Genomic DNA, 22,512 nt, shown 5'->3' with positions numbered 1-22,512 from the left:
GCCCCGAATCCTCAGACTGTACGACGAGCCCCAGTCCTCACTCCGTCGCCTTCCACCTCATCATGCAACGAAATCCGTGAAGTCTCCGGCAACGCCAAGCCCCCCAGCAGCGCTACCAGCGCGATCACCACCAGGTAGAACGCCGGAGCCAGGTTGCTGCCGGTCTGCCCGATCAGCCAGGTCGCCACCAGTGGCGCGGTACCGCCAAACAACGTGTAAGCCACATTGTAGGTAATCGCCGAAGCGGTGTAGCGGGTACGGGTAGGGAAGCTTTCCGATAGCAACGCCGCGGTCACCACACCACTGCACAACGCCCCGATCGCCAGCAGGATCACCCCCAGCAGCGCGCCAGGCATCGAACCGGAACTGGCCAGCCAGTAGGCCGGGAACACGCACAGCATCACCCACAGGCAGGTGAAGCCGATGGTCCTGCGCCGCCCGACACGGTCCGAGAACGCCCCGGCCAGCGGGCAGCCGATCGCGGCGAACAGCAAGGCTACCGTGGTCACCAGCAGCGCCTGCGCGCGGGTCAGGTTGCCGACCAGCTGCAGGTAGGTGGCGAAGTAGGTGGTGAACATGTAGAACGACAGCGCAGTGAGCGAGATGAAGGCGCCCAGGTTGCGGATCGCCCGGCCATGGTGGCGCAGGGTGTCCCTGAGCGGCGAATGTTCATGCACGTTGCCTTCGGCGAGGGCTTCGCGGAACGCCGGGGTTTCCTCCATGCGCCAGCGCAGGTACAGGCCAACCAGCCCCAGCGGCGCGGCGATGAGGAACGGGATGCGCCAGCCCCATGCATTCATGGCCTCGGCCGACAGGCTGGCCTCCAGGCCATAGGCGATCACCGCCGCGCAGGCAAAGGCGGAAAAGGTCGAGACCGGCACGAAGCTGCCATAGAAGGCACGCCTGTTGTTGGGCGCATGTTCCATCAGGTAGGCGCACGCCCCGGCATACTCGCCACCAGCAGAAAAGCCTTGCAGGCAGCGCGCCAGGGTCAGCAACGCGGGGGCCGCCAAGCCGATGCTGGCATAGGTCGGCAGCAGGCCGATCAGGGTCGTCGAGCCGGCCATCAGCAGGATGGTCAGTGACAGGATGCGCTTGCGCCCCAGGCGGTCACCCAGCGCGCCGAACACGATACCGCCCAGCGGGCGCAGGGCGAAGGCCACGGCAAACACGGCGAAGGTTTTCAGCAAGGCCACGCTGGCGTCACCGCTGGCGAAGAACTGGCTGGCGATCAGGGTAGCCAGAAAACCATAGACGGCGAAGTCGAACCATTCGACGAAATTGCCGATGGCCGAGGCGGCGATCACCCGGCGCAGGGTGGCGGGGGATACCTCATGCGATGCAGACATACGGAAGCTCTCCGGTTTCCATAGGCAGCCTGGATGAATGTGGCGCACTTCAGCGCGCCATCGTTGTTATCAGGGCCAGTAGACCGAGCCGGGCAGTTGCCCGCTTCGTTCAGGGCGACCTCCAGATGCCTGTTTCGACCGCATCGGCCAGGCGCTACACCGAAAACACCACCCCGGTGCGTGAAGCCGCATTGCGGATATGCTCCTGCATCGCCTTCTGCGCCGCGGCCTGGGAGCGACGGCACAGGGCGCGAAGGATCTTGCGGTGTTCCTGCCAGGTTTCCATGGCCCGCTCCGGGCGAATGAACGGCAGCTTCTGGCTTTCCAGGAATATGTCCTGGCTGGCGGTGATCACCTGCAGCATGGCTTGGTTGCCGCAGGCCTGCAGCAACAACTGATGGAAGGCGAAGTCCAGCCGGGCCGCTGCTTCGAAGCGGCCGGCAAGCAGTTCCCGGCGCATCGCCTCGACATTCTCCTCAAGGCGGTCGATGTCGTCCGCCGTCAGCGCCAGTGCCGCCTGGCCGGCGGCAAACCCTTCCAGGGCATAGCGCAACTGGAAGGTGTCGCTGGCCGATACCTGTTCGGCGTAGGGCCAGGCGAACGCCACGGGCGGCGGCACCTGCACGAACACCCCCTTGCCCGGCTGCACGCTGACCAGGCCCAGGGCGCTGAGGGATGACAGGGCCTCGCGCAACGACGCCCGGCTGACCCCCAACTGCTCGGCCAGGTCGCGTTGCGAGGGCAGGGCCTCGCCGGGCTGATAGGCGCCTTCATCGATCAACTTGCGAATGCCTTGCAGGGCCTGTTCGGGGACGGCGCGGGGGAGGGTGTCGAGCATGCTGTTCAGACCGGTCGGAGGGCGATGACCTTGGCTTTTTACGGCTATTGCCCCGCGCTGGCAAGCGTTGCGCCGCGCTGGCGCAAGGTTCTGGCAGGCTGCACAAAAGCGGGGCGCAGCCGTTTGCTCGGCAAGCGGCGCGGGCTGACTGTTCAGACCAGTAAGACCGTTCAATACCGGCCTCTGCCCCGTTCGCGCGAGGTGGCGGCGCTTGCTGGCATGCCCTGTGCACTGTCTGGCCAGCACCATTTTTCCGTTGATCTCTGCGAGGCCGTTCGATGAAGACATTCCGCACCCTGTTCCTGGCCAGCCTGTTCTGCAGCGGCGCCCTGGCACTGCCTACCGCCCAGGCCGATGCGCTGGCCGACATCAGCACCCGTGGCGTGCTCAAGGTGGCGGTGCCGCAGGACTTTCCGCCATTCGGTTCGGTCGGCCCCGATCTCAAGCCGCGCGGCCTGGACATCGATACCGCGCAACTGCTGGCCGACAAGCTGGGGGTGAAGCTGGCCCTGACGCCAGTGAACAGCACCAACCGCATTCCGTTCCTCACCACCGGCAAGGTCGACCTGGTGATCTCGAGCCTGGGCAAGAACCCCGAGCGTGCCGCAGTGATCGACTTCTCGCGCCCCTATGCGCCGTTCTACCTGGCGCTGTTCGGCCCGGCAGAAGTTGACATCGCCGGAATCGATGCGGTCGCCGGCAAGACCATCAGCGTTACCCGTGGCTCGATCGAGGACATGGAACTCAGCGCCGTGGCGCCCAAGGGGGCGGTGATCAAGCGCTTCGAAGACAACAACTCGACCATCGCCGCCTATCTTTCCGGCCAGGTCGAACTGATCGCCAGTGGCAGCGTGGTAATGGCCGCCATTGCCGAGAAGAACCCGGCCAAGGTGCCGGTGGTCAAGGTCAAGCTCAAGGACTCGCCAGTCTACGTGGGGCTGGCCAAGAACGAGCCGGCGCTGCTGGAAAAGGTCAACGCCACGCTGGACGCCGCCAAGGCGGACGGCAGCCTGAACCGCAATGCCGAGAAATGGCTGAAGCAGCCGCTGCCGGCGGACTTCTGAGTGTTGTTCGGAGCCTGCCGACATGGCCTATGAATTCGACTTCGCCCCCGTGCTGGCCCAGGTCGGCCTGTTGCTCAAGGGCGCCGGCTTCACCTTGCAGCTGACTGCAGTCGGCACGCTGCTAGGCGTGGCCATCGGCGTGCTGGGTGCCGGTGTACGTGCCTGGCACGTGCGGCCTTTCGATGCGCTGTTCGGCCTGTACGTGGAGTTGATCCGCAATACGCCGTTCATTGTCCAGCTGTTCTTCATCTTCTTCGGCCTGCCGGCGCTGGGCCTGCGCCTGACCGAGTGGCAGGCGGCGGTGCTGGCCATGGTGATCAACCTGGGGGCCTATTCCACCGAGATCATCCGAGCAGGCATCCAGGCCATTCCCAAGGGCCAGCTGGAAGCAGCCGCGGCATTGGCCATGAGCCGCTTCGAAGCGTTCCGCCACGTGGTGCTGCAACCCGCGCTGGCCAAGGTCTGGCCGGCACTGTCGAGCCAGATCGTGATCGTCATGCTGGGTTCGGCGGTGTGTTCGCAGATCGCCACCGAAGAGCTGTCATTCGCCGCCAACTTCATCCAGTCGCGCAACTTCCGCGCGTTCGAGACCTACTTGCTGACTACCGCGCTGTACCTGCTCATGGCCATCCTCCTGCGCCAGTTGCTGGCGTGGCTGGGGCAGCGCCTGCTGATGGGGAGACGCTGATGGATTTCACCTTCTGGGACATTCTGCGCAACCTGCTGATCGGCCTGCAATGGACCTTGCTGCTATCGCTGGTGGCGTTCCTCTGCGGTGGTGCTGCCGGCTTGCTGGTGCTGGTCGCACGGCTGTCCGGGCAGCGGCTGTGGCGCGGCCTGGCGCGCGGCTATATCGAGCTGTTCCAGGGCACGCCGCTGTTGATGCAGCTGTTCATGGTGTTTTTCGGTATTGCCCTGTTCGGCCTCGATGTGTCGGCATGGATGGCTGCGGCCATTGCCCTGACGCTGTTCACCAGCGCCTTTCTCGCCGAAATCTGGCGCGGTTGCGTCGAAGCGATCCCGCGTAGCCAGTGGGAAGCCTCCGGCAGCCTGGCGCTGAGCCGGCCGGAGCAGCTGCGCCACGTCATCCTGCCACAGGCGTTGCGTATCGCCGTGGCGCCGACGGTGGGTTTCTCGGTGCAGGTGGTCAAGGGTACGGCGGTCACTTCGATCATCGGTTTCACCGAGCTGACCAAGACCGGCGGCATGCTGGCCAATGCCACTTTCGAACCCTTCATGGTCTACGGCCTGGTCGCGCTGGGCTACTTCGTTCTCTGCTATCCGCTCTCGCTGAGCGCCCGTTACCTGGAAAGGAGGCTGCATGCCCCTGCTTAGAGTGTCTGCGTTGCACAAGTATTACGGCGACAACCACGTGCTCAAGGGCGTCGACCTCAGCATCGAAGAGGGTGAGGTGGTGGCCATCATCGGCCGCAGCGGCTCGGGCAAGAGCACCTTGCTACGCACCCTCAATGGCCTGGAGTCGATCAGCGACGGGGTGATCGAGGTGGACGGTGAATACCTCGACGCCAGCCGCGCCGACCTGCGCGCCTTGCGCCAGAAGGTGGGCATGGTGTTCCAGCAGTTCAACCTGTTCCCGCATTTGAGCGTGGGCGAGAACGTGATGTTGGCGCCGCAGGTGGTGAAGAAGGCCAGCCGCGCCGAAGCGCGCCGCCTGGCCGAGCAGATGCTGGCGCGAGTGGGCCTGGCGGAGAAGTTCGATGCCTACCCCGACCGGCTCTCCGGTGGCCAGCAACAGCGGGTGGCGATCGCCCGCGCCCTGGCGATGTCGCCGAGAGTGCTGTTGTGCGACGAGATCACCTCGGCACTCGACCCCGAGCTGGTCAACGAAGTGCTCGGCGTGGTGCGCCAGCTGGCCAGCGAGGGCATGACCCTGATCATGGTCACCCATGAGATGCGCTTCGCCCGTGAGGTCGGCGACAAGCTGGTGTTCATGCACCAGGGCAAGGTGCATGAAATGGGTAACCCACGCGAGGTGTTCGCCGCGCCGCAGACAGCGGAGCTGGCCAACTTCATCGGTGCGGTGGCCTCGGCCTAGGCGCGGCCGAGGCTCGATGGTTGTGTTGGCGTGCAAGCCAACACAGGCCTGTTGAGCTGCGGTGGTTTACATGCTCACCTCAGTTGCATTGAGTGCGGGTACAGGCCTGGTCTTCGGTTGCGTAGGCAAACGTTTCTGCTGGATTGGCAGCTTTGAGATTCAGCCGTATCACCGGAACCCAGAGTTTGGCAGTTGTCATCAAGTCGCGCTGCATGTTTTTCGCCTGCTCAAGCCCGTTGTTGTCAGCTGAGGCTAGCCAGAAGAACGCTTCGAGTGGAAGCAGGTCGGGAATGTCCTGTGGCCAGGTCCCGATCATCAATTCATTATGATGCGCCCGTTGCTGAGGATTGACGGTATTGTTGTTGCGTGTGTCAAAGCTGATACGCACGGTGCTTGGTGTGATGCCCATGCTGCACTGGTGCTTGTTGCGTTCGTTGAAGGCGCTTGTATTTCCCACTACCGCCTGGAAATGCGTTTTGAATTGCAAGCGTAGTAACGTTCTGCGCACTACAAGCTTGGCTGTTGTTCGGATAGCTGGAGTGAGCGCCGCACCCTTTATCGGCGCGGTACCAACTCGCGGCGTCTGTGGGGTAGATGCACAGCGGAGTAATGGGGTACATGCCACTTTCGGTGATGCTGTCGAGCGGCTGGAAAATCAATCCTTGGTAGAGAGTGTTCCAAGCGAGCACTGTCATTCCGCTGTCTTTGCGCACAAGGGAAAAGGATACCGCGCCAGATATTACCGATCTTTCGCTTGGATTCCATACATGAAAGTTGGTACCAAACGTGGTTGTGCGAAGTATCACGCCGTTGCAGTACAACGATGCTTTTCCCGCACAGTTTTCGCCAATGTTGCCAAACGGAGGTTCAGTCCGTTGCTGATCTGCTCACCTTGTTCCTGCTCGCTAAGCGCCGTGACAATTGCGTTGCCACTAGCGTTGAAGTCTAGCCGCACAAGGGGCAGGAGCTGGGAGGTCTTGATGTAGTAAGCATCACGTAGTTCCAGTGCACTGCTGAAGGAACCGCTTTTTTTCGGGTTGAAAAAGAAGGCTTCGATGGGCAGGGACTCCGGTTTTTGTTCATCCCAGAGTTCGGCCAGCAGTTCATTGCCATAGGTGTCGGTTGGTGTCGAAAGTTGTTGGCGAACCTCTAGACTGGCAATTACCTGTGTAGGCACTTTTGTGCTTAATGAGCATTGGTTGGCCCGGTTGGAACCGAACCTCTGGAAATTGGCAATCCATCGGGTTGCGGTGATGGCAGGGTCCGCTAATGTGCCACACGTACTTTCATCTACCCTTGGAGGGGCTTCGCTGTTGGCGAAGCCGCATCCATGCAACGGTCGATTGGCATTTTGCGTACCTGCACTGAACGGATAGATGCAGCGAAAGGACGGCATCTGTTTTTCTCGGGCTTGTGCGGTGGCGTCATCCATCAGGATAAAACCACTGCTGATATCGTTGCCATTGGTATTGGCATCTGCGCGGATAAAAGAGAGGGTAACTGATCCCAGTGCTTTTGCTGCCGGGCTGTGCGTCCAGAAGTCAAAACTGCTGCTATACACGGACCGTCGTATGAGCAGACCTGTACAATACAATGGCGTGCGCCCATCTGGACAACTGGCACGCGTGTTCTGATAGCGGTTGTTGAGCCGTTCGATGAGTTTCGGAGAGGCTGCCAGCCGACGCAGCAACTCGGCCTGCTCTTCGCTCTGTACCACGTTTCTTGCGGGTGTGATCGGTTCCTGCTGCCCCTGCTCTCGGCGATCATCCGCTCCTGCAAGGGTACTTTGGTCTTCGGCAGATGCACTCAGCGTGGCAATAGCAGGAACGGTCAAACTCAGGATCATGAGTGTTGAACAGGCAAACTTGATTCCTGTATGGGTACGCATGGCGGGTCATCCTCTGATCGCCTCCTGGAGCATTGATTTGGCCTGAAGTTACAAGTTGTGACCACTGGCAGAAATGTTAGTTGTGCTTCTTGTCAGTGGATCTCAGACTCCAATGGGAGGCGCGGTCAGCGAACTGTCAGCACCAGCTTGTACCGTGCTCGACTGATACCAGCCGTTTGTTGATCTTGTAAATTGCTCTCCAGCTTGCATCTTTGTCGTCACCGAGCATTCGCGGGAGAATCAAGATGATCAGCCAACGACCACCCGATTACGCCCCTCCTGCTTGGCCCGGTAAAGCGCCCGGTCTGCGGCACTCAGCACATACCCCGGCTCTCCACCAGCCTCGCCTTCCCAGTGCGCCACTCCCAGCGAAATCGTCACCGCCCCCACCGGCTCGACCGGCGTATCCTGCACCGTCACCCGCAGCCGCTCGGCCACTACCGCCGCCACGTCCAGGCTGGCCCCGGGCAGCAGCATGAGAAACTCCTCGCCGCCGGTACGGCACAGCAGGTCACCCTCGCGGCAGCAGCGGCGCATCAGCTCTGCCAGCCGGCGCAGCACCTGGTCGCCTACTTCGTGGCCGTGGTTGTCATTGACCCGCTTGAAATGGTCGATATCCAGCACAATGGCGGCGAACGGCCGACCTTCGGCTTCCAGCAACGACAAGCTGAACTCCAGGCTGCGACGGTTGCCCAGGCCGGTCAGCGGGTCGGTCTGCGCGTCGCGGTTGAGCCGGCCGATGCGCTCATGCAACAAGTTGAGGCCGAACAGCAGCGCACGTTTGAGCTGGGCAGCCTCGAAGTACCAGGCCGACACCCGATGCAGGCGCTCGGCAGTACCGGCGCGGTCCATCGAGCGGGCGCCGGCGGCCAGTTGCCACAGTGGCCGGGCAATGATCATGGCCAGCCACCACAGCAACAGGCTGCCGACCAGCGCCAAGGGTACCGAGGTGCCCACTACGTTCAGAATCAGCCGGTTCAGCGGCGCGACGGTCTGCGCCAGCGGCTGCTGGGCCACCACGCCCCAGCCGGCGCTGGGCACGGTAGCGAAACCGGCAACCATGGCCACTCCGTTGCTGTTGGTCAGCTGGCGGGTGCCATTGCCCAGGGTCGCCAGCTGGTCGATCAAGGCATTGCCTTCAACCACTTTGCCCACCCGTCTGCCGTCGGGGTGATAGAGCAGGCGACGGTTGCGGTCGACCACGTACAGGTACGAGCCGTCCTTGTAGAAATGTTCGCCCAGCAGGCTGTTGAGGATGTTGCGCTCACGCAGGTACAAGCTGCCGCCAACGTAGCCCCGGTAGCCACCTTTGCTGTCGAAAACCGGGTGCGACAAGGCCACTACCAGGTTGTTGGCCGCCGATATGTAGGGCGTCGACACCAGTGGGCTGCGCGCATTCAGCGCTTCCTGGACACCGGGTGAGTGCATGCGGCTGCCAACTAGGTGCCGCAGTGACGCCGGGGAAATGGCCAGCAGCACCCCGTCGGCATCGAGCACGAAGGTGGAGTTGAAGGCCATGCTCTGGCTCAGCACGCGTTCTGTTTCGACTTGCAGCGCCAGGGCATCAGCCAGCTGCCGCCCCTGCACGCCGGCGCTGAACGACAACTGTTGCTGGGCATTGCTGATGAAGGTCTCGGTGATGCTGGCCAGCTTCGTCGCATACACCCGGTTGGCTTCCAGGGCGTGATCGATCAATAGCTGGCGCTGCACCCGATAGCTGGCGAAATAGCTGGCGCACAGCATGACCAAGGCGGTCAGGGCGCAGAGCACCAGGATGAGGGTGCGTAGATCCAGGCGCAATCCGTGCTTGCTGTTTGGCAATCCTGACCTCGAATAATGGAATAAGCAGCTACGAAACAGGAATAACCTTACGCGTTATGAGCGCGATGGGAAACCGTATTCACGAGCCTGTCTTCTCCAGCGCTTCCAGTTCGTCTTCCACCTGTTGCATGCGCTGCTCGGCCAGGGCCTGGACTTTCACGTCGCGGGCCGTCTCGCGCATCAGGGCAGTGAGCTTCTCGCCCAGGCGCTTGCCTGCTTCGGTGTCTTCCAGGGCGCGGGCTTTGGCCGGATCCTGGGTGGCCTCGACGATGGTGGCGAACTCGGCGTCGCTGAAGTTCTTCTCGCTGTAAAGGCGGAACAGGTCCTGGCGCTGGTCTTCGACGGTCAGGTGCTTGCGTAGCACATCCTCGATGGTCGCCTGCGACAGCTGCGGGTGCCTGCGGCCGAGCAGTGCTGCCATGCGTGCGATGTTGTGCGCGTAGGCGTCCTGCAGGGGCAGCTGGGCCAGGATCTGCTGTTCACGCGAGGGCTTCTGGTCGCAGGCGGTGAGGGCGGCAGTCAGCAGCAGGGGTAACAACAACGGGAGAAGACGCGGCATGGTGTGGCCTGGTCGGGCAGTGAGAGCGGGGATTATACCGATGTCGGCCGGGCCACGACGACCCTGTCATCTGCCTTCACGTGCGCGGATGGCGGCGTTGGCGGGTCAGAACATGCCTCGTCAAACTCCTGGACGAATTCGAACACCGCAAGGACCTGTGAGCCCCGATTACCGGGCGTTCGCCAATGTCAGTGCGGAACATGAGCGCACATTTGCCGAGATGGTGCAGGCCATGGCGGCGCAGGAGCGGGCGCAGTGGCGCTTGCAGCCTGCTGCCAGTTGGGTGCATGGCAGCCCCGGTTCAGCTGACGGGGCCGATCAGAACGCACCCGACAATGGCCATTCCACGGCCAGGCGGATCTGGTCCCCGTCCAGCTCCGCCTGGGCGGTATTTCCTCGATGGAGGTTATGCCGCAGCGAAAACGCGGTGCCCTTGGCCTTGCCACTCTGTACCACATAGCGCGCTTCCAGGTCGCGCTCCCAATGTTTGCCACCCTTGCCATACCCCAGGTAGGCGTAACCGCCCGCCGGGTCGACATGGGTGCCGTCGATATCGAACCCGCGCACGTACAACGCGGTCAGGTTCAGACCCGGCACGCCGTAGGCACCCATGTTCAGGTCATAACGTGCCTGCCACGATTTCTCGTTCGGCGCGTTGAAGTCCGACATCTGTACCGCGTTGGCCAGGTAGATCGCCCCACGGGTCACGTAGTCGAACGGCGTATTGCCGTGTACCTGCTGCCAGCCCAGGCTGAAACCGTGCGGCCCCTGGTCGTAGCGCGAGACCAGGCTCCAGGTTGTGTTGTCGATGCGGCCGGACAGCGCCTTGCCGGTGTCGGTGGTGCGATACAGGTTGAGGTCCAGGCTGATGCTGCGGTGTTCGTCCAGGGCGTGGCTGAAGGTAGCGCCGAGATAATGCTGGTTCCAGCTGTCCTGGTAGCGTGAGGTGTAGAGGCTGCCGCGCAAAGCGGCGCCGGGGTCCCACACCACGCCAGCCAGGTCGAAGCTGTTGCCCTGGCGGCCGTTGGAATAGTTCACCACGAAGCCTTGATGATGGCTGGACGCATTGCGGTCGGTGTCCTCGGTGAAGTGCCCGGCTACCAGCTTGAGGTGGTCGAGTTCATTGCTGGTGAGCAACAGGCCGGTCATGGTCTCGGGTAACAGGCGGCTGTCGGAGCACTGAACACCGGGGTCTTGACCCTCTGCTCACCGTAGGACAGCACGGTATCGGACAAGCGCAGCTTCAGTGCCGTACCGGCACGGCTGTAATTGCTCTTGGGGTGCCCGTCGTTAGTGACCGCGAGCAGGCGCGCCTTGCCCGCCCGCCCGCCACCACTGTCGAGCTGCACGCCCAGGTAGGCATGGGCATCGACCCCGACGCCGATCAGCCCCTGGGTGAAACCGGACTGCAAGGTCGCCATCAGGCCATAGGCCCATTCCTCAGCCTTGCCGTTACGTTCATTGCGCGGCTTGTAGGCATTGCGCGCTGCGCTGTTGCGGCCACCGTGCCGGTAGTCGCGCTGGTCGAATACGCTGCGGTTGAGCAGGTTCCAACGGCCATCTGCGAAAAAACCGTTGCTTTGCGATTGTGCCGAATCGGCAAGCGCGAACGGGGCCAGCAGGGTGCTGGCGAGCAGCAGGGCAACAGGGCGCATCATGCGTAGAACTTCCTGTTCAAGGGGCGCGGAAACGCAGGATGCGCGCGCCGTCGAAGGGGTCGGTGAGGTAATGGGCATGCACGCCGAAGGTGCTCAGCAGGCGCTCGGGCGTCAGTACTTCGAGTGGTTTGCCAAGGGCAACCAGACGGCCCTTGTCGAGCACCGCCAGGCGGTCGCAGGTAAGCGCCTGGTTGAGGTCATGCAGCGCCACCAAGGTAGTGACCGCCAGGGCTTGCACCTGGTGCAGCAGGCTCAGCTGGTGCTGGATATCCAGGTGATTGGTCGGCTCGTCAAGCAGCAATACCTGCGGCCGCTGCGCCAGGGCGCGGGCGATGTGCACGCGCTGGCGTTCGCCACCGGACAGTGAGCCCCACAGGCGCGTGCGCAGGTGCAGCGCGTCGAGGTCGGCCAAGGCCTGTTCGACGATGGCCTGGTCTTCCCGCGAGAACGGCGCCAGTGCCGACAGCCAGGGGGTGCGGCCGAGGGCAACGGCGTCGAATACGCTGATGGCATCAAGGGTGTCGGCCTGCTGTTCGACCAGCGCCAGGGCCTGCGCAATACGCCGGCGGGGCAACTGCACCAGCGGTTCGCCCAGTAACTGCACGCTGCCGCTGCCTGGCTTGCGCAGCCCGGCAAGCACCTTCAGCAATGAGGATTTGCCGGAGCCGTTGGGGCCGATGATGCCCAGCGTTTCGCCCGCGACGACGTGCAGGTCTATCTCGTGTAACACAGCATTGCCGCCAAGCTGCAGGCCCAGGCCCTGGCAACTCAGGGGCGAGAAATCCACAGTGGTCATGGCGGTCATGGGCGCCCCCGACGGCTGACCAGGATCAATGCGAACACCGGTGCGCCGATCAGTGCGGTAACCACACCCACGGGGATCACCTGGCCAGGAATCAGGGTACGCGACAGGATGTCGGCGGCGATCAGGAACAGTGCGCCACCCAGCGCGCTGGCGGGCAGCAGTCGGCTGTGCCGTGGACCGAGCAGCAAGCGCAGCGCATGGGGAATCACCAGCCCGACGAAACCGATGGCACCGACGATCGATACCATGACGGCGGTGACCAGGGCTGCGCAACTGATCAGCAGCAACTGGGTACGCCGTACCGGTATGCCCAGCGATGCTGCCGAGTCGGCACCGAAGGTAAACGCATCCAGTGTGCGGCGGTGCCACAGACACACCAGCAGCCCGAACAATGCCACTGGCATGGCCAGCCACACCGAAGGCCAGCGCACGCCGCTGAGGTTGCCCAGCAGCCAGAACAGGATGCCGCGCGCCTGCTCGGCCGTGGCCGACATGGTAATGAGCAGCGCGGTGAGGGCATTGAACAGTTGCGAGCCGGCGATGCCGGCAAGGATGACCTGCGCGTTGCCGCTGCCGCTGCCGGCCATGCGCGCCAGCACCAGCACCAGGGCGAACGCTGCCAGGGCGCCGAGGAAGGCGCCGGCGGACATGCTCAACGCCAGGCTACCGAAGCCCAGCAAGCCGACCAGCACCGCACCGGTCGAGGCGCCGGCGGACAACCCCAGCAGGTAGGGCTCGGCCAACGGGTTGCGCAACAGCGCCTGGAGCACCACGCCGCAGGTGGCCAGGCCGGCGCCGCAGGCCGCGGCAACCAGGGTACGGGTCAGGCGGTAATTCCAGACGATCCCGGCATCGATCGGGTCGACCGGGTAGCCGGCCTGCCACAGCTGGTTGGCCAGGACCTGGGCGACCACAGTGGGTGCCAGGTTGCTCTCGCCGATGGCGGTACCGGCCAGCACGGCCAACAGCAGTGCCGCCAGGGCCATCGCCACGGAGAATGACAGACGCATCATCACCGGCCTGCGTTACCGCTGGCGAAGGCGGCGGACAAGGTCTGCAGGCCGCTGAACAGGCGGATGCCAGCCTGCATGGCGTCGGCATCGAGGATGATGATGCGGTTCTGCCGCACCGCTTCCATGTTGCGGGTTACCGGGTCGCTGTGCAGTAATGCCAGCTTCTTCTGATAGTCGTCGGCGGGGTAGCGGCGACGGTCCATGCGGGCGATGATCAGCCAGGTGGGGTTGGCCTTGGCCAGGGTTTCCCAGCCTACGGTCGGCCATTCTTCGGTGGACGTCACCACGTTGCGCACGCCGAGGGTGCGCAGCATGAAATCGGCAACACCCTGACGGCCCGCTACGTAGGGTGCGATGCCCAGGTCGGCGCTGGAGAACCAGAACAGCGCCGAGGTGGTGGACAGGTCCTTGCCGGCCAGCTGTGCCCTGGCACTGTCCAGGCGGCCTTTCAGCTCGGCGTTGAGGGCACTGCCGCGCGCCTGGACATCGAAGATCTCGGCCAGCTGGTTGATGCTCTTGTAGATGCTGTCGACCTGGAATGCCTGCAGGCGGGTGCCATCGGCACCGACCAGGTTGTCCTTGCCTTCGCAGTCCGATGGCAACAGGTAGGTGGGGATGTTCAATTCGTCGAACTGTTCGCGGGTGGCTACCGCGCCCTGGGCCCCGACCATCCATTCGAACTGCACCGTCACCAGTTGCGGGCGCTTGCCGACCACCGCCTCGAAGCTGGGCTCGTTGTCGGCCAGGCGCGGCACCTTGGCATTCTGTGCCTGGTACTCGGGCAGTACGTTGTTGAACCACAGCGAGGTGCCTGCCAGCCGGTCGCCCAGCCCCAGCGCATAGAGCATTTCGGTACTGGCCTGGCCAATGGTGACGACGCGTTCCGGTGCCTGGACGAAGGTCTGCGGCTTGCCGCAGTTATCAATCGTCAGCGGATAGTGGGTGGCTGCGGCCTGGGCCAGGCCAGTGAGGCCGAGGCTGGCAAGCAGGGTGGCGAAACGGGGCAGCATGCTGGGCGATCTCCTATCGGACAGTTCGGGTGAGGAACGCACGGACAGGCATCGCCGGGCCCCTGCTGACTGCAGGGGCAACACTGATGGCCAATCCCGGACACCCCGCCGGTTGGTGAATGTAGGCCGGCAGGTCTCCTGACTGATGCGTCATGGCCTGGCTCCGGCCTTCCCGGGTCAACGACCCAGTGGCATTGGTGGAGCAGGCTCGGCACCTACAGTTGCGGGGGCAGTTCCGTTTGGCCCGTTGCTTGGGCCTGGGATTCCCTATTGATTCCGTGATGGAAACCGGCGGCCGGCATGGTAGACCATCGTGCCGCCAGGTGAAACGCTTTTCACAAGTACTTCAGCCAGCCGATGTCACGCCGCCGCGCCTTGAGCCGGGCGAACCAGCGCACTGGCAGGTACAGTGAAACCGCCAGCAGCACCGCCCCCAGCCATACGGCAGTGATGCCATCGAAACCGAAGTAGTCACCCTGGTTGCGGCCGTACAGCGCCACGCTGGCCAGGTACAGCAGCTTCAGCACATACAGGTGCAGCAGGTAGAAGAACATCGGCGCCGCGCCGAATATCGCCAGGCCATTGATCCAGCGCGCCTGGCCGGCGCGTTCGAAAGCGCGCAGCAACAGCAGGCCGCAACCCAGGGTGAGTGCCAGGAACAGTAGCGAGGGCGGGTACTTGGTGATGTTGAAGAAGCTCATGAGGGTTTGCGTAAGCGTAGGGTAAAGGCTCCACGGTGCCTCGCCGTAGCCGTTGAACAGGCGCAGCACGACAAAGCCAAGCAACGCGGCCAGGCCGGACCGCAGCAAGCGCTGCTGGCGCTGAGCAGGATCGCTGCTGCGGGCGAACCAGGGGCCCAGGCCATAGCCCAGGGCGATCACGCCGATCCACGGCAGTACCGGGTAGGAGGTGCGCAGGCGCAGGTTGTCGGAGACTTCCAACCAGCCCCGATCATGCAGGATCGCCCAAGGGACATGCAGGGCAGATCCGACATCGAAGTGCACAGTGTCGAGCAGGTTATGCCCCGCGACGAGGGTTGCGCCCAGGCCGATCAGCGCGCCACGTGGCAGCCACACCAGCAGCGACAGGGCGATCATGCTGATGCCGATGGCCCAGATCACCTGCAGGTAGATGACGCTTGGCGGCAGCTGGAAAGTCCAGGCGAAGTTGACCAGGGTGAATTCCAGCACCACCAGGAACAGACCGCGCTTGAACAGGAATGCCGAGACATCGCCGCGGCCCTGGTGCTTCTCGCCATACAGCCAGGCCGACAAGCCAGTCAGCAGGACGAACACCGGTGCGCACAGGTGGGCCAGGGTGCGGCTGAAGAACAGCGCGGGCTCGGTGGTGTCGATGGCCATCGGATCGCTGACCTGACGATGCAGGAAAAAGGTCTCGCGCACGTGGTCGAGGAGCATGAACAGGATCACCAGGCCGCGCAGGGCATCGATGCTCTGCAGGCGCTGGGTGAGCAGGGTGGGGGTGGCACTGGCGCTTGTCATGGCGGGTCGCTGTAGGAATGGATGTCAAATGAAACGTTATCTTATAACTAATTGCTCCCAGGTTGGTAGAGGTTTTTGCCCGTGCCGGCCTGTTCGCGGGCAGGCCGGTTCGGCAAGAAGCGCTTAGCGCCCGCGTCGCCGCGAAACCCGCGCCTCGATATTCTTGCGCCCGATCAGCAGCGGCGGTTTTTCCACTACCGGTTCATCAGCGAGCCACTTGTACATCACCAGGCAGTCCACCAGCCCGAGGCTGGCATGGCGATAGGCCTTGGGCAAACGGCCAACGGTTTCGAAGCCGAGCTTGTGCCACAGCGCCACCGCCACTTCGTTGGTGGCAACCACCGAGTTGAACTGCAACGCCAGAAAGCCTTCCTGGCGTGCCAGTTTCTGCGAATGTTCACACATCAACCGCGCCACACCCCGGCCACGGGCGCGCTCGCAGACCATATAGCCGCAATTGCCCACGTGCGCCCCAGGCCCGGCGGCGTTGGGCTTGAGGTAATAGGAGCCAAGCAATTCGCCATCAGCCTCGGCGACCAGCGTGCGCAACGGTATTTCCAGCCACAGCTGGCGCGCCTGGTCGAAGCTCAACGCCGGGTCGAATGCATAGGTTTCCTGGGCCTGGACTACAGCCTGGAAGGTGGGCCAGAAGTGGTCGAAGTCTTTGGCTGTCATGGGGCGGATGTGGATCATGCGGCTACCTGAATGGGCTGGGCTGCCCAGTCTGGTGGGCGCGGCGCCGTCGCGCAAGGGCGACGGCGCCGGTTGCGCTCAGTCGGTGGCCTTGCCCACCGCGTCCAGGGCGCGCGCCGAGTACACCAGCGCGGCACCGGCATTCATCGCTACGGCCACGCCGAGAGCCTCGGCGATTTCCTCGCGGCTGGCCCCGTGCTTGACAGCTTGCTGCGAGTGCACGGCAATACAGCCATCGCAGCGGGTGGTCACGGCCACGGCGAGGGAGATCAGCTCGCGGGTCTTGGCGTCCAGGTGGCTGGTCTTGGCACCCGCACCGCTGGCGGTCATGTAGCCGGCAACGGTGTCGGGGGAGAGTTGCTTGAGATCGCCGATGCCGGCCATCAACTGCTTACGGTAGGCGTCCCAGTCCATCATGCTCATCGTCTTCACCTTGGTAAGGTTGCGAATGGAGCTTTCAGGCTAGTCGAAGCGCGGGAAGTGAGACTTGTACTTTGGTGCTGGCGGGCTTTGAAGCGGCCCAGCAAGGCCGCTTCTGCAAGCGCCCGACTGCCAGTCAGATGTAGATAAATACCAGTACCAGCGCGGCGACGAACGCCCACTTTTCCAGATAGTAGCGGGTGCGGTTGCGTTTTTTCAGCGCCTTGCCCCGTTCACGGATTTTGTAGATACGCGTGAACAGCCGGTTGATGCCACCGGTCTTGTCGCCAGCATCGTTGGGCGCGGCGGCCGCTGCCATGACGTTGCGGCTGAACCAGCGGTTGAACGCGGTTGCCCAGCGGTACTTGAGCGGGCGTTCGATGTCGCAGAACAGGATGATGCGGTTGTGCTCGGTGGTGTTGGCCGCGTAGTGGATATAGGTTTCGTCAAACACCACACCTTGACCATCGCGCCAGGAGTATTTTTCGCCGTCCACGTCGATGTAGCAACCGTCATCGTTGGGCGTGTCGAGGCCAAGGTGGTAGCGGTACGAGCCGGCATACGGGTCACGGTGACGCACCAGCCTGGCGCCCGGTGGCAGGGTGGCGAACATCGCGGCCTTGACCGTGCCGATGCCTTTGAGCAGCTCGGTGGTGCGCGGGCACAGGGTCATCGCCGACGGGTGACTTTCGCCGTACCACTTCAGGTAGAAGCGCTTCCAGCCGGTCTTGAAGAAGGAATTGAAACCGACATCATCGTAATTGTCGGATTTCTTGATTTCGCCGACATGCAACAGTTGGCGCGCCTCGTCACGGATTTCCTGCCAGTGGTCCTGCAGCGTCTGCAGTTCCGGGAAGGCTTCTACCGGCAGGTAAGGCTTGGCCGGGTGCCTGGAGAACAGGTACAGGAAACTGTTGACCGGGGCCAGAAAACTGGAGTGGTCGCCCAGCTGACGGGTCAGCTTGTGACGAACCCGACCGCGCAGGTGAACATAGGCGATCGAGAGGGCAAAGAGGAGTACGAGTGCAATTTTCATGGACGTTTACTTGTCGAAAAATGGCCATGCGCCATGGCATTAGCCAGCCAGCATAAACAATCATGGGGGCAGTTTGTACCTATTGTTACGAAACACCCGGGCGACTTAGGTGTAATACCCTCTAGCCTTGCGCAAACGTTTCATGTTCGGGAGTTCCCATGATTCAGGATGTACGTGGCACTGGCACCCCCTTCAAGCGGTTGTTCTTCGCCTTGCCGGTAAGTGATACCCAGCGCCGGGCACTGGCCCAATGGCGACGCGGCCTGAACCTGCGCAGCGGCAAGCCGGTGCCGGCCGCCAACTTCCATGTGACGCTGCTGTTTCTCGGCGATGTGGATGCCGCCCAGGTGCCGGCGATCTGCGCGGCGGTCGACCAGCTGGCGCTGCCGGCTGCGGCACCACGGCTGATACTGGACCGCTTGCAGGTATGGCAGCGGGCCGGCGCCCTGGTGCTGGAGGCTCAGCAAACCCCTACGGCGCTGTTGCACCTGGTGTACGGCCTGCAGCAAGTGCTGCTGCCGCTAGGGGTGGAAGCGGCCAGCCGCGACTATCGCCCGCACCTGACACTGGCCAGGGATTTTCGCGGCCAGCCGCCAGAGGCCAGCAGTATGCCGGATTTCTACCTTGCTGCCCGCCATCTCACCCTCTACGAGTCGCGCAAGGGCGCCTACTGGCCGTTGGCGCAATGGTCGCTGGCCCACTGACTCACGCTGCCACTTCGCAATCCACGAACAACCGTTCACCCAGTCTATGGGCCGTGCGCAGGTGTGCGGCGGGGTCCAGCCCTTCGCTGTCCTCCAGCAGGGTCGAGCTGAGCACCTTGGCACCGCAGTAGTCGAAGATGCCGTGCTCGATCTGCACGCGCATCGCTTCGCCATAGCCATGTCGTTCGAAGGTGCCGCGGTCGGCTCCGGCGACGCCGACCAGGTGCACCTTCATGCCGCGCAATTTCTTCACGGTGGAGCTGCCGTCATAGTCGAACGCCCAACCGTTGCTGAACACCCGCTCAACCCAGCCTTTGAGCAAGGCCGGCAGTGACCACCAGTAGATGGGGTACACCAGCACCAGGGCATCGGCGCGTTCGATGCGGGCCTGTTCCTTGCGCACATCTGCCGGCGGGGCAGCCAGCCGACGGTGCACGGCATGGTCGGCCAGGCCGAAACGCGGGTCGAAACCTTCACTGGCCAGGTCGGCGATTTCGCTGCTGTGGCCTGCGTGGGCGAGGCCATCGGCCACCTGCCGGGCCAGGGCGTGGGTCAGGGATTGCGGGTCGTGATGGCCGACAACGATCAGGGCGTGCATGGTGAATTCTCCTGGATGAGGATGCAGGGTTACCTTCAGCTCTATATACTCAAGGTAAGTTACGTTCAGTAAGTTACTTTTGGTAGGTAAGCGATGTCAAGCGATGATCCAACCCGAGCGCGCAAGCGCCTGAGCCGTGACGAGCGCCGTCGCCAGTTGCTCGATGTGGCCTGGCAGCTGGTGCGCGAGGAGGGCACCGATGCCCTCAGCCTGGGCCGTCTGGCCGAGCAGGCGGGGGTGACCAAGCCGGTGGTCTACGACCATTTCGAAACCCGTACCGGGCTGTTGGTGGCGCTGTATCAGGAATACGATGCCCGCCAGTCGCGCATGCTGGAACAGGCTCTGGCGCGCTGTGATGCCAGCCTGGCCAGCCGCGCCTGGGTGATAGCCGAGGCCTACGTCGACTGCGTGATGAGCCAGGGGGTGGAAATACCCGGCGTCTCGGCCGCGTTGGCCGGGTCGCCGGAGATGGAAGCGCTCAAGCGGGCCTATGAGCAGCCCTTTCTCGACAAGTGTCGGGAAGCGCTGGCCGGCTTTTCCCCCAGCGGTACCGTCGGGGCTGCCGGCATGCGCCTGTTGGTGGGGGCAGCGGATGCGTTGTCGCAGGCGGCTGCGGCGGGAGAACTGGAAGCACAGGCGGCCAAGGCCGAACTGCAGGCCGCCATCATGGCGATGGTCGAGCGCCAGTGACGGATCGAGATTGGCCGGCGGCACAGCCCATCGCCTCAAACCGGCAAGCTTTGATAGGGTAATTCGTCGCCTGGGCTGCGGTTGAACTGGCGCTTGTATTCACGGCTGAACTGCGAGGTGCTCTGGTACCCCACCCGGTGGGCCGCCTGGGCCACCCCCAGGCTTTCGCCAATCAGCATCTGCTGGGCCTTGAGCAAGCGCAGGCGCTTGAGGTATTGCATCGGCGCCATGTCAGTGCAGCGCTTGAAATGCTCGTGAAAGGTCGACACGCTCATGTTGGCACGCGCGGCCAGCGCCTCCACGCTCAGCGGCTCGGCGTAGTGCTCGCGCAGGTGGGCGAGGGCGGCGCCAATGCGGGCAAAATGCCCCTGTTGCTCGACCAATGCCCGCAATACGCCCGCCTGGGGGCCACGCAAGGCGGTATACAGCACCTCGCGTACCCGCGCCGGCCCCAGCACCTTGGCATCCAGCGGGTCCTGCAGGCAGTGCAACAGGCGTTCCACGCATTCACGCATCGGCGCATCGAGCGCCGCCGAAGTCATCGACTGCGGCGTTTGTGCCTGCACCGCTGCATCCGGGGCCAGATCCATGCTTTGCACCAACTCCCCGAGCACGCCGCGGTCGATGTGCACCGCCACGCCCAGCAAGGGCGCTTCGGGGGTGGCAAAGGTTTCGCACATGAACGGCACCGACAATGCCTGCACCAGATAATGCCCGGCGCCGTACTCCAGGGTTCGTAGCCCCAGGCGTGCCAGTTTGCTGCCCTGGGCCAGGATCATCAGGCTGGGTTCGTAGATCTGCGGGCTGCTGGCCACGTAATGGTCCCAGCTCAATACCTGCACCTGGGGCAGGTGTGTGGGTACGAAGCCCGGGTGTATGGCGAGGCGGCGAATCAGGGCGCAAAGCGGCGCATTGGCGTCGACGTATCGGGTCAGTTGCATGGTGAACCAAGGCAGAGAATCAGACAGCTTGATCATCGCAGATTGGCGGCGGCGCGCCAGCTGCGGCAGGACATCTTCGGAGAATCAGGCATGAATGCCGGAGGATCAGCGATGGGCGGGGCGGTACATGGCGCGCAAAATGCGCCGCCTGAATCGTTTCACTTCACAGCGAGGCCCTGTATGTACACCGCCATCGGTTATGCCGCCCAGACTCCCACCAGCCCCCTGGCGCCCATGACTTTCGAGCGCCGCAGCCCACGCCCGGACGATGTCGCCATCGAGATCCTGTATTGCGGCGTGTGTCACTCGGACATCCACCAGGCACGCAACGAATGGGGCATTGCCGTGTACCCACTAATGCCTGGCCACGAAATCATCGGCCGCGTCACCGCAGTGGGCGACAAAGTGACTGCGCACAAGGTCGGTGACCTGGTCGGGGTCGGCTGCATGGTCGACGCCTGTCGCCATTGCGAAGCCTGTGCCAAGGACCTGGAACAGTACTGCCTGGAAGGCCCGACCATGACCTACGCCACCCCGGACCGGGTCGACGGCAGCAATACCATGGGCGGGTACTCAAGCAGTATCGTGGTCAGCGAGCACTTCGTGCTGCGCATTCCGGCCGGCATGGACTTGCCCAGCGCCGCGCCGATCCTGTGTGCTGGCATTACCACCTATTCGCCGCTGAAGCACCATGGCGTCGGCCCTGGCCACAAGGTCGGCATTCTCGGCATGGGAGGCCTTGGCCACATGGGCATCAAGTTGGCCAAGGCCCTGGGCGCCGAGGTCACGCTGTTCACCCGTTCGCAGGCCAAGGCCGACGAGGCGCGTCGCCAGGGCGCCGACCATGTGATCGTGTCTACCGATGCCGAGCAGATGCGCGCGGCTGCCGGGCGGTTCGATTTCCTGCTTGACACCATCCCGGTCCAGCATGACCTCAACCCCTACCTGGAAACACTGAAGTTCGATGGTGTGCATATTCTGGTGGGCCTGATCGAACCGATCGACCCCGCGCTGCATGCGGCCAATCTGGTGTTGAAGCGTCGGGTGCTGGCGGGGTCCCTGATCGGCGGGATCGCCGAAACCCAGGAAGTGCTGGATTTCTGCGCCGAGCATGGCATTCGCTGCGATATCGAATTGCTGGATATTCGCAACATCAACCAGGCCTACGAGCGGATGATTGCCGGTGATGTGAAGTACCGCTTCGTCATCGACATGGCCACACTCGAGGGCTGACCGAACGGCTGCTTAGCAGCCTCGTCGCGGTCACACCCGCTTCCGCAGAGCTGTTGTGTTTCAGAAATACCATTGAAAAATCATTTGCCCAGCGCTCGTGCCGCACGAAGTTGTTGAGTTGGGTGTACTTAGTGCTGTCTAACGCTGGTGGCATTCGATTCGCCCCTTATTATGCAACGACCCATTTTGCATTACGAGTACCAGCATCCAGCTAATAGCGCCAGGACTCAAAGTACTGCTACCCGACTCCTGGCTGAAGGGAGGATCCATCCTCTCATCATTGGATAGCTTGTACTGCCCACTCCCTCATAACTTGTAACATTTGCTCTAAATTGATAATTCCTCCGAATACCACAGTCTCATCACCAAAATCAGTGGGTTTAAAAAATATTGAAAGCTCCTTTTCGTCCTCGTTAATCACTATTCGCATGACTCTGTTTCCCTCCACGTCCCGAACAGAGAAAATAGGATTTGCATCCGCGAATCGCTGGCCATTGTTGAATGTTGTTGTGTAAAAAGGTGTCGAAAAGTTCTTGGATTTAATATTTTTAGATGCAAAAGATCTGAATTCGTCTAAGAATAAATTCTCAAGGGCTATGTAGGTTTCTTGGCAAGTAAGATAGTCGTCGTACAT

24 protein-coding genes, 1 pseudogene and 1 riboswitch are annotated in these 22,512 nt (G+C 62.9%); of the genes and pseudogenes, 8 read left to right on the top strand and 17 right to left on the bottom strand.

Annotation, left to right across the window (positions count from 1 at the left end; translation table 11 throughout):
• Nucleotides 1–11 precede the first annotated feature (11 nt).
• On the bottom strand, nt 12–1,349 hold the full coding sequence (locus B4L76_RS02515; protein ID WP_296230263.1) for an MFS transporter: 1,338 nt from the start codon (nt 1,347–1,349) through the stop codon (nt 12–14).
• Between the two features lie 154 nt (nt 1,350–1,503).
• On the bottom strand, nt 1,504–2,187 hold the full coding sequence (locus B4L76_RS02510) for a FadR/GntR family transcriptional regulator (RefSeq protein ID WP_296230262.1): 684 nt from the start codon (nt 2,185–2,187) through the stop codon (nt 1,504–1,506).
• A 24-nt stretch (nt 2,188–2,211) separates the two neighbouring features.
• Between B4L76_RS02510 and B4L76_RS02505 the strand changes: the two genes are divergently transcribed.
• From B4L76_RS02505 to B4L76_RS02485, 5 genes are read left to right on the top strand one after another with little or no spacing between them, the layout of a single operon-like run.
• Nucleotides 2,212–2,469, top strand: a complete 258-nt coding sequence (locus B4L76_RS02505) for a hypothetical protein (protein ID WP_296230261.1) — start codon at nt 2,212–2,214, stop codon at nt 2,467–2,469.
• Nucleotides 2,466–3,251 (top strand): transporter substrate-binding domain-containing protein, encoded by a 786-nt coding sequence (locus B4L76_RS02500; RefSeq protein WP_296230260.1) that lies wholly within the window; start codon nt 2,466–2,468, stop codon nt 3,249–3,251. Before B4L76_RS02505 ends, B4L76_RS02500 begins: the two co-directional genes overlap by 4 nt.
• Nucleotides 3,252–3,273: 22 nt before the next feature.
• The gene (locus B4L76_RS02495; RefSeq protein WP_296230259.1) at nt 3,274–3,939 is read left to right on the top strand and encodes an amino acid ABC transporter permease; all 666 of its coding nucleotides are present in this window, start codon (nt 3,274–3,276) and stop codon (nt 3,937–3,939) included.
• Nucleotides 3,936–4,586, top strand: coding sequence for an amino acid ABC transporter permease (locus B4L76_RS02490; protein ID WP_296230493.1), 651 nt, complete (start codon nt 3,936–3,938; stop codon nt 4,584–4,586). The genes B4L76_RS02495 and B4L76_RS02490 overlap by 4 nt, the downstream gene beginning before the upstream one ends.
• Nucleotides 4,573–5,307: an amino acid ABC transporter ATP-binding protein gene (locus B4L76_RS02485; protein WP_296230257.1), complete on the top strand. Its 735-nt coding sequence runs from the start codon at nt 4,573–4,575 to the stop codon at nt 5,305–5,307. The genes B4L76_RS02490 and B4L76_RS02485 overlap by 14 nt, the downstream gene beginning before the upstream one ends.
• 79 nt (nt 5,308–5,386) lie before the next feature.
• Here the strand turns inward: B4L76_RS02485 and B4L76_RS02480 are convergent, their stop codons facing one another.
• The 12 genes and pseudogenes from B4L76_RS02480 to lpxO form a co-directional block, all read right to left on the bottom strand.
• The gene (locus B4L76_RS02480) at nt 5,387–5,794 is read right to left on the bottom strand and encodes a hypothetical protein (RefSeq protein WP_296230256.1); all 408 of its coding nucleotides are present in this window, start codon (nt 5,792–5,794) and stop codon (nt 5,387–5,389) included.
• A gap of 315 nt (nt 5,795–6,109) precedes the next feature.
• Nucleotides 6,110–7,195, bottom strand: a complete 1,086-nt coding sequence (locus B4L76_RS02475) for a hypothetical protein (protein WP_296230255.1) — start codon at nt 7,193–7,195, stop codon at nt 6,110–6,112.
• A 249-nt stretch (nt 7,196–7,444) separates the two neighbouring features.
• Nucleotides 7,445–9,016, bottom strand: coding sequence for a sensor domain-containing diguanylate cyclase (locus tag B4L76_RS02470; RefSeq protein WP_296230254.1), 1,572 nt, complete (start codon nt 9,014–9,016; stop codon nt 7,445–7,447).
• Nucleotides 9,017–9,095: 79 nt separating this feature from the next.
• Entirely contained in the window at nt 9,096–9,575 is a 480-nt protein-coding gene (locus B4L76_RS02465; RefSeq protein ID WP_296230253.1) for a hypothetical protein, read from the bottom strand.
• 318 nt (nt 9,576–9,893) lie between these two features.
• A pseudogene (locus B4L76_RS02460) lies at nt 9,894–11,230 on the bottom strand (OprD family porin).
• Between the two features lie 19 nt (nt 11,231–11,249).
• A complete protein-coding gene (locus B4L76_RS02455; RefSeq protein WP_296230252.1) occupies nt 11,250–12,038 on the bottom strand; it encodes an ABC transporter ATP-binding protein in 789 nt (262 codons plus the stop codon).
• Nucleotides 12,035–13,051 (bottom strand): FecCD family ABC transporter permease, encoded by a 1,017-nt coding sequence (locus B4L76_RS02450; protein WP_296230251.1) that lies wholly within the window; start codon nt 13,049–13,051, stop codon nt 12,035–12,037. Before B4L76_RS02450 ends, B4L76_RS02455 begins: the two co-directional genes overlap by 4 nt.
• On the bottom strand, nt 13,051–14,061 hold the full coding sequence (locus B4L76_RS02445) for an ABC transporter substrate-binding protein (protein ID WP_296230250.1): 1,011 nt from the start codon (nt 14,059–14,061) through the stop codon (nt 13,051–13,053). The genes B4L76_RS02450 and B4L76_RS02445 overlap by 1 nt, the downstream gene beginning before the upstream one ends.
• Nucleotides 14,062–14,172: 111 nt before the next feature.
• A riboswitch (cobalamin riboswitch) is annotated at nt 14,173–14,369 on the bottom strand.
• Between the two features lie 27 nt (nt 14,370–14,396).
• Nucleotides 14,397–15,563 (bottom strand): DUF1624 domain-containing protein, encoded by a 1,167-nt coding sequence (locus tag B4L76_RS02440; RefSeq protein WP_296230249.1) that lies wholly within the window; start codon nt 15,561–15,563, stop codon nt 14,397–14,399.
• A 123-nt stretch (nt 15,564–15,686) separates the two neighbouring features.
• Nucleotides 15,687–16,256 carry a GNAT family N-acetyltransferase gene (locus tag B4L76_RS02435; RefSeq protein ID WP_296230248.1) on the bottom strand — a complete coding sequence of 190 codons (570 nt, stop codon included), beginning with the start codon at nt 16,254–16,256 and terminating at the stop codon, nt 15,687–15,689.
• 78 nt (nt 16,257–16,334) lie between these two features.
• Nucleotides 16,335–16,679 carry a carboxymuconolactone decarboxylase family protein gene (locus B4L76_RS02430; RefSeq protein WP_296230247.1) on the bottom strand — a complete coding sequence of 115 codons (345 nt, stop codon included), beginning with the start codon at nt 16,677–16,679 and terminating at the stop codon, nt 16,335–16,337.
• Nucleotides 16,680–16,812: 133 nt separating this feature from the next.
• Nucleotides 16,813–17,712 (bottom strand): lipid A hydroxylase LpxO, encoded by a 900-nt coding sequence (lpxO, locus tag B4L76_RS02425; RefSeq protein ID WP_296230246.1) that lies wholly within the window; start codon nt 17,710–17,712, stop codon nt 16,813–16,815.
• 158 nt (nt 17,713–17,870) lie between these two features.
• On the opposite strand from lpxO, the gene thpR reads away from it, so the two are divergent.
• The gene (gene thpR / locus B4L76_RS02420) at nt 17,871–18,416 is read left to right on the top strand and encodes an RNA 2',3'-cyclic phosphodiesterase (RefSeq protein WP_296230245.1); all 546 of its coding nucleotides are present in this window, start codon (nt 17,871–17,873) and stop codon (nt 18,414–18,416) included.
• 1 nt (nt 18,417) lies between these two features.
• Here thpR and B4L76_RS02415 read toward each other — a convergent pair whose 3' ends face one another.
• Nucleotides 18,418–19,014 (bottom strand): NAD(P)H-dependent oxidoreductase, encoded by a 597-nt coding sequence (locus B4L76_RS02415; protein ID WP_296230244.1) that lies wholly within the window; start codon nt 19,012–19,014, stop codon nt 18,418–18,420.
• Nucleotides 19,015–19,107: 93 nt separating this feature from the next.
• On the opposite strand from B4L76_RS02415, the gene B4L76_RS02410 reads away from it, so the two are divergent.
• Nucleotides 19,108–19,704, top strand: coding sequence for a TetR/AcrR family transcriptional regulator (locus tag B4L76_RS02410; protein WP_296230242.1), 597 nt, complete (start codon nt 19,108–19,110; stop codon nt 19,702–19,704).
• Between the two features lie 35 nt (nt 19,705–19,739).
• On the opposite strand, the gene B4L76_RS02405 is transcribed toward B4L76_RS02410, so the two are convergent.
• Complete coding sequence (locus tag B4L76_RS02405; protein ID WP_296230240.1) at nt 19,740–20,645, bottom strand: AraC family transcriptional regulator; 906 nt, start codon at nt 20,643–20,645, stop codon at nt 19,740–19,742.
• A 180-nt stretch (nt 20,646–20,825) separates the two neighbouring features.
• On the opposite strand from B4L76_RS02405, the gene calA reads away from it, so the two are divergent.
• Nucleotides 20,826–21,878, top strand: a complete 1,053-nt coding sequence (calA, locus tag B4L76_RS02400) for a vanillin reductase (protein WP_296230238.1) — start codon at nt 20,826–20,828, stop codon at nt 21,876–21,878.
• A 277-nt stretch (nt 21,879–22,155) separates the two neighbouring features.
• Here the strand turns inward: calA and B4L76_RS02395 are convergent, their stop codons facing one another.
• Nucleotides 22,156–22,512, bottom strand: coding sequence for a hypothetical protein (locus B4L76_RS02395; RefSeq protein WP_296230236.1), 357 nt, complete (start codon nt 22,510–22,512; stop codon nt 22,156–22,158).

It is taken from the genome of Pseudomonas sp. UBA4617 (assembly GCF_002386445.1).
Taxonomy (GTDB): domain Bacteria; phylum Pseudomonadota; class Gammaproteobacteria; order Pseudomonadales; family Pseudomonadaceae; genus Aquipseudomonas.
The sequence above is the reverse complement of the archived record's forward strand: the minus strand, read 5'-3'. Positions and strand labels throughout refer to the sequence as shown.